Genomic DNA, 21514 nt, shown 5'->3' with positions numbered 1-21514 from the left:
CCGTATTTATGTCTGATCTCATGTTGCTAAGTCAATTTCTCCTCAAGCATGTCAAAAATGTCATCCATTTCATCCATTTCAAGGTCACCAGCAGAGAAATCACTTGGCGTAAATTCTCGTTCGTGCTGCGCTAAACAATGAGTCATGATGGATTGGATTTTTTCTTTCAACAATGTCATGAACTGCTGTATCGTTTGTTCTTCATATTCATCTGTACAATAGGAACACGACATCATGAATCGTTTGTGTTGAACAAGACCACTGAGATTCAGCTTATAGACAGCTTCTGAATCAGGGCTTGCTTGTCGTCCCATATCATAGGCGGACGTTCTAAAGAGTTCTGTCGTCACTTCTTGATCAATCTGCCCCAGATAGTTCAAGCTGATTTCAGGTTGTACATGCTGTCCTGACGATTCAGTGGCTGTGAGGTATTTTAAAATCCCGTAGCCGATCCCTTTATTCGGGACACGCCGCAGCATCTCTTTCGTTCCTTTAATAGTCTCAGCTATGGTCTGATCCGGCTTTGCTTTCAGTACGACTGGATACATACTCGTAAACCATCCAACCGTGCGGGAGACATCCAGTCCTGATAAAATATCCTCTCTTCCATGACCTTCAAGCTGCACATGTACACGGGACTCACCTGTCCACTCCTGAACAGCAAGACCGAGCGCACATAGAAGAATATCGTTCATTTCCGTTGTGTACGGTAGATGAATGTCGGTCAAAAGATGCTCGGTTTCGGACTCTGAAAGCTGCATCTGTACTGCCTTTGTTTGCGCAACTTTTCTTTTCGTTACTTCACGATCAACAGGTAAAGTGGTGATTGGCGTCCTGTCAATCTCATTCCAGTACTCACTTTGGCTTTTTAACGGCTTGGACTGTGCGTATCGTTCGATCGCCTCTGCCCATTCTTTAAAGGAGTGGGTTTTGGGCGGCAGGACGAGCGTTTGTCCTTGGGCTGCCTGTTGATAAAGAGACATAAAGTCCTCTAGTAAAATTCGGCATGAGACACCATCAATGACAAGATGGTGTGTCACGATGAGTAAGTGATCGCCATCTTTTGCACGGAAACAGATCACTTTCATGAGCGGACCTGTTTCGAGGTTCAACTGACGCTGATACTCGTTGGCATAGGTGGAAATGGCTTTTTTCACGTCGTTCTCTTTAGAGACATCATGAGAAATTATCGCAATCGGCTCTGTAAGCTCCCGCTGGTTGTATTGCAGGATGCTGCCATTTTCTTGCCTGTATACCATACGCAGTGCATCATGATGTGAAAGTAATTTCTGCATCACTTGTTCTGTCATCGAAAGGTCAAACCCATTTGGCGCATGAAGCATCATCGAGAGATTCCAATGGTGCTGACTTGTAAAGTTCCGTTCAAAGAACCAGCGCTGAATCGGTGTTAACATGACTTCTCCTTCGACAGGTGATTGGTCGGCTGTTAGTTGATCAGCTTCTTCGATATATGGACGCAGCTCGGCAATGGTTGGATACTGGAATAATAACTTCATATCAAGCTTCCAGCCCGCTTGTGTGAGTCTGCTTGCCATTTGGATGCCTTTAATCGAATCTCCGCCAAGGAAGAAGAAGTGATCGTGAATGCCGACTTGGCTGACGCCAAGCACGTCTTCCCAAATACCGCATAGAAGTGTTTCCACTTCATCTCTTGGCGCTTCGTATGCCGTTTGGTTCGCTTCCATATCTGGTGCTGGCAATGCCTTTAGATCGACTTTGCCATTTGCCGTCATCGGCAGGTGGTCTAGCTTGATGATCCATGAAGGGACCATATAGTCTGGCAACGTGCGTTTTAGACTTTCCTTTAGGTCAGTCGTTTCTTCATCTGTGATGACATATGCGGCAAGCGCGTCTTGATCGCTGGCATCTTTGACCGTTGTCACAACTGCTTCTTTGACTTCCGAAAGTGCAAGAAGCTGCGCTTCAATTTCTGACAGCTCAATCCGGAAGCCGCGAATGTTGACCTGATGGTCTTTTCTGCCGAGATAGATCAGCTCGCCATCCTCTGTCCATTTCACTAAATCGCCTGTCAGGTACATACGCTCACCCGAATAAAATGGATCTGGGACAAAGCTTTTCTCTGTTTCCTCTGGAAGATTCCAGTACCCTCTTGCCAGTCCTTTCCCCGCAATCACGAGCTCACCCGGTACGCCTGGCGGCGAGAGGTCATATAACGAACCCATAATGTAAAAACGGGTATTGGCAATCGCTGTTCCAATTGGAAGCGTGCCTTGATCTGGGTTGATGATCCCGCTTGTCGCCACGACTGTGTTTTCTGTTGGACCATAGTTATTCACGAGTTGATAAGGAACAGGCTTTACCTGTTTTAGCTTGTCTCCGCCTGTTAGTAAGTAACGCAAGGAATGATTGTCCATCGACATAAACTGCTCGCATAGCTGGGTCGGCAGGAATGCAATGGTGATATTTTCGTCATTGAAATACGCATTGAGCTTGATCATATCGAGACGAATCGCTTCATCAATGATGTGCAGCTCTGCGCCGGCGATCCATGTCGGGAACATTTCCCAAATGGAGGCATCAAAGCCAAAGCCGGCATATTTAGCGGTTCGATCCGCATTGGTCACTTGGAAAGCATCATTGTGCCAGAACGCCAGATTCACAAGGGACTGGTGCTCAACCATGACACCCTTCGGCTGTCCTGTTGTTCCAGACGTGTAAATCATATAGGCGAGATCTGTTGGTTTCATATGAACCTGAACATCGTGTGCTTCGCCTTCTACGGCATCTTCTATCAATAGAACATGACCTGTGAAGGAAGTTGGTGCAGCCAGTCCTTTTTGCATCAGAAGAACCTCTGCCCCGCAGTCTTCCAGCATATAGGCAATACGCTGATCCGGATAATCCGCATCAATTGGAACGAATGCCGCACCTGACTTCAAGACGCCAAGGACGACTGCCGTCATGTCAAGGGACGGACGGGTCAGAATGCCGACGCGGTCACCTCGTTTTATGCCGTTTGAGATGAGTCTTGAAGCGACTGTATTTGCCCGGCTGTTCAGCTCTTCATACGTCCAGCTCGTTCCGCAGAAGGTTGCCGCTTTTTGATGAGGCGTCTCGTATGCCTTAGCCTCAATCAGTGCATGAACCGTTTGATCTGACGGTACATTTAGTACAGGACCCGACCATTCATTGATCAGCTCTTGTTTTTCCTCTTCATTTAAGATCGAAAGCGATGAAATTGGTTCATTTAGCTTCACCAGCATCTCGTCTATGATTTGTTCAAAATATCGACTCCAACGCTGAATGGTCTTCTTTTTAAACAGCGCCGTTGCATACTCAAAGCGTACGCCCACTTGATCTTGTTCTTCAAATACACCGAGCGTTACATCAAATTTTGCATGAGCTGTCTCTTGCTGTTTTTGCGAAAGCTTGAGTCCATTTAGATTCGGTAACGTCATGTCACGGTCATCCGTTGTCAGCATGACACTAAACAATGGATTGCGGCTCGTGTCTTTCGGAAGATCTAACTGTGCCACCAATTCCTCAAACGGAAATTCTTGATGTTCATAGGCTGATAGGCTTCGATCTTTCATTTTTTCAAGCAATTGTGCTGTCGTTTCCTCGAGCTGTACTTCATGTCGAAGAGCCAGTGTATTCACAAACATGCCTGGAACCCGTTCGATTGAAGCATGCGTACGTCCCGCTGTAACAGCGCCTATGACGATATCTGTCTGCCCGGTTAATTTGGAAAGGAAAATGGCAAATGCCGTTTGCATGACCATGTTCATGCTCACACCTTTATCAGCCATGAGTGCTTTAATGGTCTGCACCTTCTCAGGAGATAACCATCTATCGACTCGGTCTCCTTCAAATGACTGTACATGAGGACGCGGAAAATCAAGTGGCAGTGCCAAATCTTCAGGAGGCTCTGCGTATTGCTCCAGCCAATACTGACGCTGTTTCTCAAGCAGCGCTTGCTGCTTTTCTTCCTGCTGCCATACCGCATAATCCTTGTAGTGCAGCTGAACTGGTGGTAACGTCTTTTTCTCATACAGCTTTGCCAATTCTTGAATGAGCAGACTGCGTGTGACACCATCTGCGATGATATGGTGCATATCCATCATGAACACATATTTCTCATCAGAAAGCTTCGCCACCTTTGCCCTCATTAATGGTGCTTGATGTAATGAGAATGGGGTGATGAATGCGTCTATGACAGGTTGCTCATGACCGTTCTCTACTTCAACCACCTCTAACGTAAACGGCACTCGGCGATAGACTTTTTGAACGGGTACGCCGTCAATTTCTACAAAGGCTGTACGCAATGATTCATGTCGTTCGATCAAAGCCTGCAGCGCTTCTTCTAGCTGTTTTACATCAAGACTGCCTTCCATCATCAATACGGCAGGCATATGGTAAGTCACTGCTTCTGGATGCAGCTGCTGCAATACATACATCCGCTTTTGAGCAGAAGAGACAGGATAGAAATCTTGCTTCTCCGCCGGTTGAATGGATGTCATGTCCGAGGAATTCACTTCTTCTAAATAAGCTGCCATCGCCCGTATCGTTGGCTTTTCAAAAAGGACTTTGAGCGGCACATGTTTGTTCAGCTTGGCTTGCATTTTCGATATGAGCACCATGCCTTTGAGGGAATGACCTCCCAATTCAAAGAAGTGATCATGAACACCTATTTGTTCAACCCCAAGTACTTCTGACCAAATATCGCAAAGTGTCTGCTCAAGTGCCGTTTCTGGTGCTACATGCACCGCGCGATTCATATGCACCTCGTGCGGAAGCGGCAGAGACTTCGCATCTACCTTTCCGTTTTGAGTAAGCGGGATGTGGTCGACTTTGACAAAGTACGTTGGGATCATATAATCCGGCAGTGTCTCCGCAAGCTTTTCTCTAAACGTCAGTGTTCCAATTGGTTCAGGCGATGTGTAATAAAGTGCAAGCTCTGGTAAACGGGACATATAAAGTACTTTGACATACACCTCTGGAATGGATAATCGTGCACGTGCGGCATACTCAATTTCTTGCTTTTCAATACGATACCCGCGTATTTTCACCTGATCATCTATTCTTCCGAGAAACTCAATGTCTCCATTTGCATGCTGTCTGACCAAATCTCCTGTACGATACATCCGCTCTTCGGGATAATACGGATTTTCTAGAAAACGCTCTGCCGTTAATTCAAGCTGATTCAAATACCCTCTCGATACACCTTCCCCTGATATATAAAGCTCTCCAGGTGCACCATATGGAACGAGGCGTTGCTGACGATTGAGTGCGAGCGCTCTTGTGTGAGCAATTGGCTGTCCGATCACAGAGCGATCCTTGAGTGTGCCTAGCTCTTGCTTTGTAATCAGCTTGGTCACAGCCCCAATGGTTGTCTCTGTCGGGCCGTAGTGGTTCATGACAGCCACACATGGATGCTGCTCCATAAATGTTTCCACATCCTCAGAGACAATTGGTTCCCCTCCAAGTATGACAAGGCGTAAAGCGTTAAATGCATGATCCTTCGAATCTGCTATCATATGAAATAAGGATGGTGTCATTTTGATATAAGTCAGCTCTTGTTCATCAATTAAACGCATGAGTCGAACCGGGTCTGTATACACATCTTCACGAGGCACATACAGTGTTCCTCCTGCCTTTAAGACAGGGAAAATGCTTGTGTAACCAAGATCGTATGCATAAGAAGAAAGCAGTGCCGTCCGATCGCATTCTTGCAATGTCACCTCATTTGTCAGCCAGTTCACGTAGTGTGATAGATTACGATGCGTGAGCTGAACACCCTTCGGTTTTCCTGTTGTCCCAGATGTGTAAATCACATACGCAAGTTGATCGGCTGATGCTTCCGGCAAATCTAGCGTGCGGCTTTGAAGTACTGCTTTTTCAACCTGCACAACTTGAATCGACTTGTGATGTTGATAGGCCTCTGCAAGAGACTCATTTGTTACGATCACTTGTGCACCTGAATCTTCTAATGTGTAATTGATACGTTCCGCAGGGAAGGCCGGATCAATTGGTACAAATGCACCACCCGCTTTCATCACACCAAGCATTGAAACGATGACATAGACAGAGCGGTCAAGAATCAGCGCTACAGTCTTTTCTTTCTCGACGCCTCGTATCTTTAGTTCACTGCCAAGCGCATTTGACATGTCTTCTAGCTCGCGGTAAGTGAGCTTCCGTTGATCATCCATCACCGCAATGGCATCTGGTGTTTCCTTTGCCTGACGTGAAAATTGGACATGGAAAGGCTCATGACGATTTGTTTGCACTTCGTCTTTTTTCTCCAACCGCTCTATTTGCTCATGCTGATCAAGGATACGGAGCAAGCCGATCTGTTTCTCCGGGTGTTGGACCGCTTCACGAATAATCGCTAGAAGATGAGTTCCGAATCTGCGGACCGTCTCTTCTTTAAATAACGCCGCTGCATAGTCAAAGCTCAGCTTTAATGCTCCCTCTCGTTCAAATGCTTCTAGAGACAAGTCAAATTTGACTGAATGATGCTGAATGGCATAAGGCGAAATGTGCAGATCGCCGAGCTTTAGTACGGGAACCTCCATGTTCTGCATGTTAAATGACACGCTAAAGAGCGGACTTCGGGTTGTATCACGATCTAGCGGAAGGCGTGCAATTAACTCTTCGAGCGGATAGCTTTGATGAGCAAAAGCGTCAACACTTGTTTCTTTTATTTCTTCAAGAAGCTGTAAAAATGTTTTCGTTTGCTCTGGTTTTCCGCGCATCGCAACGGTGTTGATAAACATCCCCGGCATGTCCTGTATATCAGGATGTGTCCGTCCTGCAACAGGGGAACCAACGATGATATCTTCCTGCCCGCTATAGGTGGCAAGCAGCACTTGAAAAGCAGATAACAAGAACATGTACATGGTCGTATCTGTTTTCTGAAGCAGGTCATGAATCCGCTGAGTCGTCACTTGATCACAGCCAAACATGAATCGTTCTCCTGAAAAATCACGCTCCGCTGGACGCGAATAATCAGTTGGCAGCTCTAATACTGGCAATTCTCCTTCGAATTGCTTCAGCCAATAGGCTTCATGCTCCTTCTGTTTCTCCGTCTCTTCTTCACTTAACTGCCAGACAGCGTAATCTTTATAATGAATGACTCTTTCTGCAAGAGCTTCTCCATCATAGGCCTTCGCCAAATCTTGTATAAACGTTTTCATGGAGCTGCCATCTGTAATGAGATGATGTGCTTCCAAGACAAGAAGATGACGGTTTTCACTGACCTTCAACAACTGGGCTCGTAATAAAGGCGCAGCAGTTAAATCAAATGGAGATTGCTGTTCAGAAAGAAATGCTTCCGCCTCTTCTTCCTTGACATCATGAACGGGAAGATCAAATGCCGTCCAATCATTCACTCTTTGAACAATGTCTTCTCCATTCATATGAAAACTCGTTCTTAGGATTTCGTGCGTTTGGATCAACTGATCGAATGCTGATTTGAGCCGCTGATATTCGAGTGTCCCTTCTAGTGTTAAGACGATTGGAATATGATAATTCGTGCTGTCTGGTTCGAGTGTCTGCAAAATATATAAACGGCGCTGAGCTGGTGATACCGGATACTCGTCCGCCTGCTCTGCTGGTAAAATCGGATGCCCCATTTCTTCTTGACCATCCTGATCGATATATGCCGCTAATGAACGAATCGTCGGCTTCTCAAAAATCACTTGAATCGGCACTTCTTTCTGAAGCACCTCTTGAATCTTCGCGGACATCATCATCGCTTTGAGAGAGTGCCCGCCAGCCATGAAGAAATGTTCATCTGCTCCTACCGTTTTTCCAAGAAGCTCCTCCCAAATTTGAGCGAGTGCCTTTTCTGTCTCCGTCTCAGGCGGAATGATTTCCCTTTTCTCCTGATAGGCTTCGTCCGGCTTTGGTAAAGCTTTTCGATCTACCTTGCCGTTCGATGTGAGCGGAAAAGCATTCAACTTCATCACATGGTGCGGCACCATATAAGCTGGCAGCTCTTGATTAAATACATCTCGCACTTCTTCATCTGTCATTGTCCCTGTAAAGTAAGCCGTGATTTCCTTTTCATCTGTGGAAAACGAATGGACAAGCACAACCGCATCATCTATGCCCGCTTTTTGCTGAAGCACTGTTTCAATTTCACCAAGCTCAATACGGAAGCCTCGAATTTTCACTTGATCATCTGTCCGTCCGAGGAATTCGATCTGGCCATCTGCGCCATACCGAGCCAAATCCCCTGTTCGATACAAACGGCCTGACGGCTTAAAAGGATCTGCCAAGAATACTTGATTGGTCAAATCTGGACGATGTAAATACCCTCTTGCGACACCATCTCCGCCAACATACAGCTCTCCTGGCGCTCCAATTGGCTGCAATCTTTGATCATCATCTAAAATATAAGCCGACGAATGATTGATCGGCTGACCAATTGGAATCGGACCCGTTTCATCTCCTCTTACTTCGTAAATGGTCGAGATGGTTGTATTTTCTGTTGGGCCATAGGCATTCAGTAAAACAAGTGCTGGATGATGCTGTTTCACAAGCTCCGCACTCTTCACATTAATCACGTCACCGCCTGTAATTAATGTGGTTAATCCTTTGAATATTTGCGGTCGCTGCTGAGCGAGTTGATTAAATAATCCAGTCGTTAAAAAGAGCGTCGTGATCTGATGTGTTTGGATAAATCGTTCGAATCGATGAATATCCAATAAAGTATCGCGGTCAACAGGATACAGTGTCGCGCCACCCAGCAGCGTGGTAAAGATTTCAAAGGTAATGGCGTCAAAGCTGACGGCACCTGTATGTGCCATACGATCCGACTTGGTCAAGCCTAATTTCTCCTGAGAGCAAGCCAATCTCACAATATGCTGATGCTCAATTTGAACTCCTTTGGGCTGTCCAGTTGACCCCGATGTATACATGATATACGCCAAGTGAGATGGAGACGTCCTGATTGATACATCCATGTGTGAGTGATGAGGCTTACTCGTCACATGTACAGCCCTGATCTGTTCATCAACTGACGGCGGACTATCAGCATGAAGCAAAATGGATGCGCCGCTATCTTCAAGCATCCATCGGATTCTCTCCTCAGGCTGGGAAGGGTCAATCGGTACATAAGCTGCCCCTGCGTGTAGAACTGCTAAGATGGCGATTACCGCATCAGCTGATCGGTTCATATACACCGCCACAGCATCCCCGGGCTGTACGCCTTTTTCAATAAGACTGCCAGCTAAACGACGGATTTCTTGTCCAAGCTCCTCGTACGTAAATGTTCGGTCGCCTTCAACTAGTGCTAGATGGTCAGGCTGCGCCTTCATACGTTCATTGAGCAGCTCAGGAATAGACAGATGCTTCGGATAATCTCGCTCCGTCTGATTCCACGCTTTTATCTGTCGCTTCTCTTCTTCCGTGATACATGTCACGTCATGAAGGCGTACATCAGGGTTTTTGGTGATTTGCTTCATGAGATTGGTCAGATGTTTTGATATGTTTTCAATGACCTTTTCTTCAAAAGCTATGGCGTTGTATTTGATTTTCAATGTCCACGTTTCACCTGGATACACAAGGACATTTAGATCAAAATTCGTTTGTTCAAATCCGTCCTTTACATCAATGGAAAAACCAAGACGTGCAGACATGGTGTCACCAGACAGCTCCTGATCTAAAGGATAGTTCTCAAACCCAACCAAATGATCAAAGAGCTGCCCTCCAGCAGTTGTCTTCTGCTGAATGTCATAAAGCGGCATAAAATCATAGTTTTCCGCTTCTAGTGCATGCTGCTGAACCGTTTGAAACAACTGTTTAAACGTCTGCTTCTGATCCAATGTCACTCGAACGGGTATCGTATTGATAAACAGCCCTGCCATGCGCTCAATTCCAGATACACTTGGAGGTCTGCCCGATACAACGGTGCCGAATGTGACATCATCAGTTGCATGATAGGTGGCTAAAAGAACAGACCAGACAGCCTGAAACAGGTTCGGGGCTGTCACTTGGCATTGTCTTGCTACATTTTGAATGGCTTGTACCGTTTGAGCATCCCATGTAAACGTCCATTCCTGATGGTCGTATTGCCCATTCGCTTCTTTTTGCTGTAGCAGCCCTTGATGCTGAACCGCTCCATCTAGACGCTTTAGCCAATAGCTTTCCGCTTCTTGTTTATTTTGCTTTCCAAGCCACTGGATATAATCTGCATAAGGCTTCCCTTGTGAGCGATCCGGCGTTCGACCGTTCCGAAAAGATTCATAGTAATGAAACAATTTTTTCATTAAAACACCCATGGACCAGCCATCCATGATGATGTGATGGTTGCTCCAAATCAGATGCCAGTTTGTTTCATTGAGTTGAAAAACAGCGACCTTCAATAACAGATCATTTGTTAAGTGAAATCCTTGCTTTCTCACTTGTTTTTTATATTGATCCAATACCATTTGCTGCTCTTGATGATTCAGATGTGATAGATCCTCTCTATACACATCGAGATGACGTTCAGCAAGTACAACCTGACGAGGCTTTTGTAATTGTTGATAAACAAAGGCTGTACGGAGAATGTCATATGTCCGTATGAGCTCATTGAGACTTTTTTCAAAAAGAGCGTGATCAAACTCTCCGCTTATTCCAAGCTCAAGCTGTGTGAAATAAGAGGAGGAATTAGGGTCTAGCATGGCATGATACAGCATGCCCTCCTGCATGGGTGTTAAAGGATATACCTTTTGAATCTTCTGCTTGCTCATATGTCCACCTCTTCGTTTGCTTAAAATATATCCATTAGCTTTTCAAGTTCGTCCATCGTGAGATCTTCATCCCCTACATCACTAGGTGTCATCTGGGTTTCTTCCTGTGATACACAATGTGAGATCAGCGCCTTCACATTCTTTTCAAGAAGGTCCTTGAATTGTTCCATCGTACGTTCTTCAAATTCAAGATGATGATAAGAAATTGTCACATGGAGCATAGCTTGTTCGACGAAACCAACAATATCAAGTGCATGAGGTTTCTCTGATTCAGGACTCAGCGATTGTCCTGGATGCCACGTTGAGCGGCTTAACTCACCGCTGATCTGTTCATCAAACTGACCAAGATAGTTGAAGCTGATATCTGGCGCGAGATCGAATGAGATATCTTCCTTCATCTTGTCAGGGGTTAAATATTTTAATATGCCGTAGCCGATTCCCTTGTTCGGAATGTGCCTGAGCTCCTCTTTCAAATGCTTAATCTGATAAGAAAGATCGTCTGCATGCGACATATCCAGTAACACAGGGTACATACTTGTAAACCAGCCAATCGTCCGTGATACATTGACCGCAGGGAGGATGTTCTCTCTTCCGTGTCCTTCAAGATGAATAAAGTGTTTGTCTTCTCCTGTCCACTCTTTCATAGACAATCCGAGTGCTGTCAGCAAAATATCATTGATGTCTGTTTGATATGCTTCATGTACATCTGTCAGCAGACTGCGTGTTTCCTCCTCAGACAATGTAAAACGAATGATCTGTGTATGAAGCATCCTCTGATCCTCTGTCACATGATCCTTTTGAATTGGTGTAACGGGATGCGCAAGCACCTTTTTCCAATAAGCTCTTTCCGACAGCAACTCATCTGACATCGCGTATTCCGTCAGCTTCTGGGCATATTCTTGGAAAGAGTGTGTTTTTTCAGGAAGTGTCAGGATTTCCCCGCGCTTCGACTGTTCATAAAGAGCCATAAAATCTTCAAGGAAAATACGCCATGACACACCATCGATGACAAGATGATGTACAGCGAGCAGTAAATGATCCCCTTGATCCGTTCGGAAAATGGCTGGCTTTACTAAAGGTCCTTCCGCTAGCGATATACTCGCTTGCACTTCATTTGCCAGCTTTTCTACCTGCTGGATTTGCTGCGACAGTTCCCCTCGTACTTCCATTACATCAACAGTTACCAAGTTTTCTTCGATTTTTCGATGACGCTGGATCACGCGTCCTTCTTCAAGCGGATACACCATTCGCAGCGCATCGTGATGGATCATGAGCTGCTCCAACACTTGCTGAACGATGGTTTCATCCAAGCCATTTGGCGCTTGGAGCATAACCGATTGGTTCCAATGGTGCTGATTCGTAAAGTTCCGTTCAAAGAACCAGCGCTGAATCGGTGTGAAAATGGCTTCCCCTTCGACAGGTGATTGGTCGGCTGTCAGTTGGTCCGCTTCTTCGATATATGGGCGCAGCTCCGCAATCGTTGGGTATTGGAAAAGCAATTTCATATCGAGCTTCCAGCCCGCTTGTGTGAGTCTGCTTGCCATTTGGATGCCTTTAATTGAATCTCCTCCAAGGAAGAAGAAGTGATCGTGAATGCCGACTTGGCTGACGCCAAGCACGTCTTCCCAAATGCCACATAGAAGCGTTTCAACTTCGTCTCTTGGGGATTCGTAAGCTGTTTGATTGGCTTCCTTATCAGGTGCTGGCAATGCCTTTAGATCGACTTTGCCATTTGCCGTCATCGGCAGGTGGTCTAGCTTGATGATCCATGAAGGGACCATATAGTCTGGCAACGTTCGTTTTAGACTTTCCTTTAGGTCAGTCGTTTCTTCATCTGTGATGACATATGCGGCAAGCGCGTCTTGATCGCTGGCATCTTTGACCGTTGTCACAACTGCTTCTTTGACTTCCGAAAGTGCAAGAAGTTGCGCTTCAATTTCTGACAGCTCAATCCGGAAGCCGCGAATGTTGACCTGATGGTCTTTTCTGCCGAGATAGATCAGCTCGCCATCCTCTGTCCATTTCACTAAATCGCCTGTCAGGTACATACGCTCACCCGAATAAAATGGATCTGGGACAAAGCTTTTCTCTGTTTCCTCTGGAAGATTCCAGTACCCTCGTGCCAGTCCTTTCCCCGCAATCACAAGCTCACCCGGTACGCCTGGCGGCGAGAGGTCATATAACGAACCCATGATGTAAAAACGGGTATTGGCAATCGCTGTTCCAATTGGAAGCGTGCCTTGATCTAGGTTGATGATCCCGCTTGTCGCCACGACCGTGTTTTCTGTTGGACCATAGTTATTCACGAGTTGATAAGGAACAGGCTTTACCTGTTTTAGCTTGTCTCCGCCTGTTAGTAAGTAACGCAAGGAATGATTGTCCATCGACATAAACTGCTCGCATAGCTGGGTCGGCAGGAACGCAACGGTGATATTTTCGTCATTGAAATACGTATTGAGCTTGATCATATCGAGACGAATCGCTTCATCAATGATGTGCAGCTCTGCGCCGGCGATCCATGTCGGGAACATTTCCCAAATGGAGGCATCAAAGCCAAAGCCGGCATATTTGGCAGTTCGATCCGCATTGGTCACTTGGAAGGCATCATTGTGCCAGAACGAAAGATTTACAATGGACTGGTGCTCAACCATGACACCCTTCGGCTGTCCTGTCGTTCCAGACGTGTAAATCATATAGGCGAGATCAGTTGGTTTGACATGAACATGAATGTCTTGTGCTTCGCCTTCTACCGCATCTTCTATCAATAGAACATGACCTGTGAATGAAGATGGTGCAGCCAGCCCTTTTTGCATCAGAAGAACCTCTGCCCCGCAGTCTTCCAGCATATAGGCAATACGCTGATCCGGATAATCCGCATCGACTGGAACGAATGCCGCACCTGCCTTGAGAACGCCAAGGACAGCTGCCGTCATATCAAGGGACGGACGGGTCAGAATACCGACGCGGTCTCCTCGTTTTATGCCGTTTGAGATGAGTTTTGAAGCGACTGTATTTGCCCGATTGTACAGCTCTTCATACGTCCAGCTCGTTCCTCGGAAGGTCGCCGCTTTTTGATGAGGCGTCTCGTATGCCTTAGCCTCAATCAGTGCATGAACCGTTTGATCTGACGGAACGTTTAGTACAGGACCCGACCATTCACTGAGCAGTTTTTGCTGCTGATTCGGTGATAATAGCTGCATTTGATCCAGCGATTGATCTGGCGCTGATACCATTTGTTCCAATAAATGAAGGAAAAACACCTTCCACTTTTCGATCGACGACTTTTGAAAAGTAGAAGAATTAAAATCGAACACAAGCTCAATGTGATCAGCTGATTCTTTTCCAGTTAAGGTCAAATCAAATTTGGCGATATTCTCTTCGAATGGCTGCGGAACAATATGAAGTCCGTCCATCGTTAAATCACGGATATCTGCATTTTCCATCGAGAACACCACATCAAAGATTGGATGACGGCTAGTATCTCGAACCGTTTGCACATGGTCTACCAATTCTTCAAATGGGTACAACTGATGCTCATTTGCCTCTAACACAAGCTGATGAACATTTGACGCAAATTCTGCCGCTGTCAGATGTCCTGCTGGCTTTGTTCTAAGTGCCAGCGTGTTCACAAACATACCAATGACAGATTGAATATCCGGATGAGTTCTACCTACAATCGGTGAACCGATGATGATATCTTCTTGTCTTGACAGCTTGCTTAAAAGGGTGCTGTAGCACGTGAGCAGCACTGTATACGTCGTACTGTTGAGCGCTCTGACCAGCTCATCCAATTTCGCTTTAAGCGGCCCATTGATTGTAAATGAGACGCGGTCTCCTTCGAATGTTTGCACTTTTGGTCTTGGCAGATCTTCTGGCAGTGCCAGTACAGGCAGTTCTCCTTCTAATTGCTTCAGCCAAAACGCCTCTTCAGCTTCTATTTGTGCAGCAAACGCCTCGCTTTTTGACCAAACCGCATAATCCTTATATTGAACAGGTAATTCCTCTAGTTTGTCTCCTCGATACAAGGCTGAAAGCTCCTCAATTAAAATGCCCACAGATGCACCATCTGAAATGATATGGTGCATATCAATCAGTAAATAATGGACATTTACGGAACCAGAAACTAGACCTACTCTGAGTAGAGGCGCCTTTTCTATATCAAATGGACGGATAAAGTCATTCATCAATTCCTGTATGTCTCGTCCGTTCCCTTCGATTGTCTCAATGTCTACGGAGATGTTTGATTCAATCCGTTGAACAGGTTCATTCTGAACAAAATCAAAGCTCGTTCTAAATGCTTCATGACGATGGACAAGCTGTTCAATCGCTTTTTTAAATCGTTTTTCATCAAAAGCACCTTCAAGCTTTAAAGCAGCCGGCATATGATAGCTTTGCTGCGCATCGGTCATTTTCTCCAATACAAACAGCCTTTTCTGAGCTGATGTCACTGGATAATAGGCCGCTTCTTCTGCAACCTCCACCCGCTTGATCTCCGTTTGATCCGCTTGATCAACCGCAAAGGCAAACGTCTCTAATGTTGGAGATTCAAATAAAGACTTCAAAGTGAGCTCCACATGCATCTCTTCATACAGCTTGTTCAGCATTTTCATGCCGCGCAGTGAATGACCACCGCATTCAAAGAAATGATCGTGCCTGCCGATTCGCGGCGCTTCAAGAACTTCCTCCCAAATGCGCGCTACAAGACGCTCTGTTTCTGTTTGAGGTGGGATGTACTCATTTACCCCTTGCTCACTTAAGTCAGGCACTGGCAGCGCACGCCTATCTACCTTGCCGTTATTCGTCAGCGGCAGCTCGTCTAATTGCATGAAGAATGACGGCATCATATACACAGGCAGTTCACGCCCTGCCTGCTCCCGCAAATCAGTTAATGAGACGGACCCTTCGGCTGTAAAATATGCACATAATGTGTCATTTGGGGCTGCAATGACGACAGCTTCCTTCAATTGCGGATGGCAAAGCAGCTGATGCTCAATTTCTCCAAGTTCAATACGCTGACCTCGAATCTTTACTTGATGATCGATTCGTCCAATGAATTCAATCTCTCCATTTGACAGCCAGCGTGCAAGATCACCCGTTTTATACATGACCTCACCAGGGCGGAAAGGGTTTTCTACGAATTTTTCACTTGTGAGTTCTGGCTGTCCATAATATCCTTTGACCAGTCCATCCCCAGCGACACATAGCTCTCCCGCTACACCTGACGGCTGCAGCTGTCCAAATTCATCTACAATATAAACAGCCGTTTGACTCACTGGCTTTCCGATTGGGATAGACACCGCCTGTTTCTCAATGTGATTCACAGGATAATACGTAGTGAATATCGTGCTTTCAGAAGGACCATACATATGAACAAGCTTGCCTGCCCCTACCGTTTCAAGTGCAGTCATGACATGAGGCACAGAAGCACGTTCTCCGCCAAACAAAACTTTTCTGACGTTCTTCAAGCTGTCTTTTTTCATATCGATAAGTAAGTGAAAAAGAGCTGTCGTGATCATTAAAATACTGACTTTCTCCTTCTCAATCGCTCCAGAAAGCTCATTCATGTTTAAGATATGATCCTTTGGCAGAACAATCAGTTTCGCACCGTTTAATAAAGCACCAAAGACATCGAACATAAAAGCATCAAATACATAGTTTGACAGGCTCATCACCGTGTCATCATGATGAATGGCAAGATAATTTGATTGCTTCACTGTCCTCAAAATGTTCCGGTGTTTCACCATATTTCCTTTAGGTTTTCCAGTTGTACCAGATGTATAGGTCAAATTCGCCAAGTCCTCTGGTAAAATACCAACATCTATAGGGCTGTCTGATTGCTGATCAATTGCCTGATCTTCTGTTTCGATGATGGTTCCCTCAAAAGAAGCGAGCACCGAGCGATGGCGCAGCACTTGATGTGTCAATAAGAATTGCGCACCGCTGTCTGTTAAAAAGTGCTTCACGCGCTCATCAGGAAAATCAGGATCAATTGGTACATAGACGCCGCCAGCCTTAAGTACAGCTAGAACAGAGAGTACCATCTCATGAGATCGTTCAAAGAATAAGGCTGCTTTCATCCCTCTTTCAAACCCATGTTCACGCAGATAATGAGCCAGCTGATTCACACGGTCATTTAGTTCTTGGTAAGAAAGAATCACGCCTTCACACTGGAGTGCAGGCTTATGACCGTGCGCCTCCACCTGTGCTTCAAACTGCGTCACTATGGTTTCTTCTGCCGGATAAGGTGACGGTAACGGATTCCACAGATTCAGTTGAGCATCTGCTTCTTGTTCAGAAAGTAATCGATAAGATCGAATCGCTTCCTCCGGCGCTTGGACCATCTGCTCCAGCAAATACATATAATGATGCAGCATCTGCTCGGCTGTATTTCGTTTAAATAGCGCCGTACTGTAATCGAGGACAAAGGATAAACCTTGATCTGACTCCATTGCTTGCAGCGTTAAATCAAACTTTGCAATATGGAAATTGGTTTCTTCGATTTCAACTTGCATTTCTCCAATATGCTGGGCTGATCCATGATCTGGCATGAGTGTAAAAACGGTATCGAATAATGGATGACGGCTAAAATCTCTTGGCATATTCAGTTTTTCAAGCAATCGTTCAAATGGATATTGCTGATGCTCAAATGCATGCATCGTCTTTTCCTTCACTTGCTCGATCAACTGCGACATGGTTTTATTTGGATCAACCTCTGACCGCAATGCAAGTGTCTGGACAAACATGCCAATCATGTCATCCAAGTCTGCATGCACTCGCCCCGCCGCCGGTGTTCCTACCACGAATTCCTTTTGCCCCGTGTACTTCGCAAGCAATGTATAGTAAGCAGAAAGCAGAACCGTATACAGTGTCGTATGGTGTTTTGCCGCTATCTCCTGTAATTGCCTCTTTAACGTTTCATTGATTTCTTTGATCACACGATCCCCTGCAAACGACTGAATCGATGGGCGCTGATAATCGGTCAGCAGCTGTAAAGCAGGAAGATCACCCGAGAATTCTTGCAGCCAGAATGCCTCTTCTTTTTGAAAATTTTGTTGTTCTTGCCAAACAGCATAGTCCTGATATTGAAGCTTCAATGGGACTTTGACGGATCCTTCGTAAGCATCTGATAGCTCACGCAGCATCAAATCAATCGAAAGACCATCTGAAATCAGGTGATGCATATCGAAAAAGAGCAAGTGCTCCTGATCATCTAATGACTTCAAGCCAATGCGAAGAAGTGGTGCACACTCAAGGTCAAAGGGTCTGACAAATTTCTGCATATTTTCTTCCATCGTACCGCCTGTTAGCTGCTCTATTTGAAAAGGTACGGAAGGAGCTACCCGCTGACGAGGAACGCCTTTCAACGTATGAAAAGACGTACGCAGCATATCATGACGTGTGATGAGTTTTTCAAAGGCTTCAGTCAGCCTCTCTTGTTGCAGCGTTCCTTTTAACCTCACAACAGCTGGCATATGATATGCAGTACTTTGCTCCAATTGACTCACCATATAAACGCGCTGCTGTGGAGGTGACAATGGGTAATGGTCTAAAGCAGGTGCTTTAGGTATCACCGTTTCAGAAGTTGTTTCCGCTTGCTCAATGTAGGCAGCCAAAGCCGCAATGGTCTGCTGTTCAAATAAAATGGATAGAGGCACCTCTACATGGAAATCTCGCTGCACATGTGTGAGTACAGTCATTGCTTTCAGCGAATGCCCCCCTCGTTCGAAGAAGGAATCATATATACCAATCTTCTCTTGACCAAGAATTTCTTCCCACAAACGCACAAGCTTCGTTTCGAGATCGTTTCTAGGCGCAGCATAAACAGCTTGAACGGCTTTATCACCTTTTAAGGCAGCAAGTGCACGACGATCAACTTTGCCACTGACTGTGAGTGGAAATGCATCAAGCTCCTTGAAATAGAGCGGCATCATGTAAGCTGGCAGCTGATGTTTGATAGCGGCTTGCACCATGTCAACTGACACATCTTTATGACGAGCTTGATAATAAGCACTTAGCACCTTTTCCCCGTCCGCTTCATCAACTACTAGTACGACAGCTTGATCCACTCCATCTATCTGCTCCATCACTGCTTCAATTTCGCCTGTTTCTATGCGATAACCCCTTATTTTCACTTGATCATCCATTCTGCCAAGATAATCAATTGTGCCATCTGGAAGCCATCTGACTAAATCCCCTGTTCGATACATCCGCTCACCTGGAGAAAATGGATCTGCCGTAAATACTTTCTCCGTCAATTCAGGCTGATTCACATAGCCTCGTCCAACACCTATCCCTGCAATGCACAGTTCTCCGGCAGCCCCCTGTACCTGTAATTGATCATGGTCATTTAAAATATAAAGACGGTGATGACCGAGCGGCTTTCCGATTGACACATAACGCTGCTGTTCAGATGATTCGCGAAGTTCACTTAGTTCTAGGCGATGAACCGCCGCATCGACACACGTCTCAGTCGGACCATACACATTCCACAAAGTAAAAGCAGGCTCACTCATACGAACCGCTTCAATAAGCGAGTATGCTGCTTTCGCAGGCAATGCCTCTCCCCCAACTAACATATGTCTCAATGACAGACCGTCTAATTCCGCTGCAAGTAAAAGCTGTACATGGGCCGGGGTTCCGTCTGCTGCTTCAATTTGATGTTTTCTATAATAAGCCGCTAATTGAACACCATTTCTCGTTGTTTCTCGCGGAATAATATGAAGTGTATGCCCAAATAATATCGCAGCAAAAATTTGTTTCACCGATGCATCAAAATGGAATGGTGCAAGAAGCGCCATTTGAAGCTCACTCGCCTCTTCATAAATCTCATGATGCAAGGCATGAACCAAATGATGCAGCTGAAGATGCTCAATCATGACGCCCTTCGGTTTTCCAGTCGTCCCCGATGTATAAATCATATAAGCCAAATCCTCTGGTACCGACTGATCTACAAGCTGAGGCAGCAGTTCATCATCTAATTCGATTTGCTGCTGCACGACCATTTTTTCCGAGAGGGCACGGTATGTTGAAACGAACGTTTCCTCTGTTAACACAATGGAAGCACCAGAATCCTCCACAATATATTGAATGCGCTCCTCAGGTAATACCGGATCAATCGGTACATACGCCCCGCCAGCCTTTAATATGCCGAAGATCGCCACCATAGCCTCTGCCTTTCGATCCATTAGGACAGCAACAGGCACATCACGCGAGACACCTTTCATTTGTAAAAAACGCGCCAGCCTTTCTGCCTTTTGATACAGTTCTCCATAAGTCAATGCTCCATTTTCTGCTACAACGGCTTTCCGCTCTGCATACTTATTGGCTGCCTCATCAAACAAATGATGAACTGGCTTTTCAGCTGGTTTTTGAAACGGTTTTCTCTGAGATAATTGCAGCAGTTCCTTTTGTTCATCTTGTGGAAGTAAAGGGAGTTTCCCGATCAGCTGATCAGGCTGGGAGACCGCCGCTTCTAGTATGATTAAGAATCGATCAAACATCTGACTGATTTCTTCTTCGGTGAATACATCTGTACGGTAGTCCAAATCAATGGTCAATGTATCTGTATCCCAACGGTCCTTTACATGAATGGATATATCATTCATTCCGCTCCCGCTAAAGATCGGTTCAGTAATAAAAGACAGATTCTCTTTTTTCTGCCACTGCATGACCTGGTATTCTAAAGAAATATCAAAAAGGCGTCCTGTAAACCCTTCTCTTTCTCTCAAATCATTCATGAGAAGATTGTAAGGGTACTTTTGGTGACGCAAGATCTTCATTTGATCCGCCATGACCTGTTTGACGAAATCCAGAAATGATTGCGACCCCTGAACAGATGCACGCATCGGAATGGTGGAAACAAACATACCAATCATCTTTTTTTCTTTGGCATTTGTTCGGTTGCCCATAAAGGTTCCAAGGACAACATCCTCCATACCGCTAAAACGATGCAAATACATATAAACAGTAGACATAAACATCGAGAGCATACTGACTTTCTGCTCTTCACAAAACGCACGAAGTTTCTCCTTCAAAGAATCTGGAATATCCCCTGAAAATCGCTCCGCATGTAAACTCATCTCATATCCCTTATGCGGTTTTAAAGAAGCGAAATCTGGAATATTGGCAAATTGCTCATTCCAAAAAAATTGGTCTTTTTGAAACCGTTTAGAAGTTTCATAGCTTTGCTCACTCATGATATGGTCAACGAAGGAAATCTCCTCAACCGGTGAGATGTCTACCCCGTGCAGCATGTCCTGGTATAAGTCGATGATGCGATTTCCCATTAAGATAATGGAGATACCATCCGCCACAATATGATGTGCTTTACAAAACAGCCAGCACTCTTCATCACTGATTTGAAAGACTGTAAATTCAATCAAGGGGCTGTCAATCAACGGCATCGGCTCACGGATTTGCTCATTCGCCCAAGCCCTCACTTCTTCTTCACTCCAGCCCTTCTCCATGCGAATCGGCTGTTCTTCATAAGGCTTGATATATTGAACAGGCTCCTCCTGCTCATGTTGATACACCAGCCTCAGCCGAAGGGAGTCAGTTTGGCGAATGTACGCTTGAAGCACGTCAACGACCAAAGATGGATCTAAACCTGATACCGATCTCAATCTGGCGAATCCACCCAAATTAGAAATACTTGTACCTGGATAAAATCTTTCCGTGTAGAATACTCGCTTTTGCGCATGTGTTAAGGGGTAATAAACTGTATTCATTTTCATCCTCCGCCTCTTCTGTGTTTTCTCCACCATTGTGACAACCCTGCACCCTCTATATCAAAA

General features: G+C 45.5%; 2 protein-coding genes. Both read right to left on the bottom strand.

Annotated elements, in window-relative coordinates:
* Positions 1-26: 26 nt before the first annotated feature.
* The gene (locus MHH68_RS02035; RefSeq protein WP_339164891.1) at positions 27-10721 is read right to left on the bottom strand and encodes an amino acid adenylation domain-containing protein; all 10695 of its coding nucleotides are present in this window, start codon (positions 10719-10721) and stop codon (positions 27-29) included.
* Between the two features lie 20 nt (positions 10722-10741).
* Complete coding sequence (locus MHH68_RS02030) at positions 10742-21448, bottom strand: amino acid adenylation domain-containing protein (protein ID WP_339164889.1); 10707 nt, start codon at positions 21446-21448, stop codon at positions 10742-10744.
* Between the last annotated feature and the right edge of the window lie 66 nt (positions 21449-21514).

This window comes from Bacillus sp. FSL K6-2841, assembly GCF_037976435.1.
In the GTDB taxonomy this organism is placed as follows: domain Bacteria; phylum Bacillota; class Bacilli; order Bacillales; family Bacillaceae; genus Bacillus; species Bacillus pumilus.
Note: the sequence above shows the minus strand (reverse complement) of the source record. Positions and strands in the feature narration are given on the sequence as shown.

What these genes read in the sequence shown, in the direction of transcription:
- MHH68_RS02035 (WP_339164891.1), bottom strand. Translation starts at nt 10,721, where the DNA reads ATGAGCAAGCAGAAGATTCAAAAGGTATATCCTTTAACACCCATGCAG.
- MHH68_RS02030 (WP_339164889.1), bottom strand. Translation starts at nt 21,448, where the DNA reads ATGAATACAGTTTATTACCCCTTAACACATGCGCAAAAGCGAGTATTC.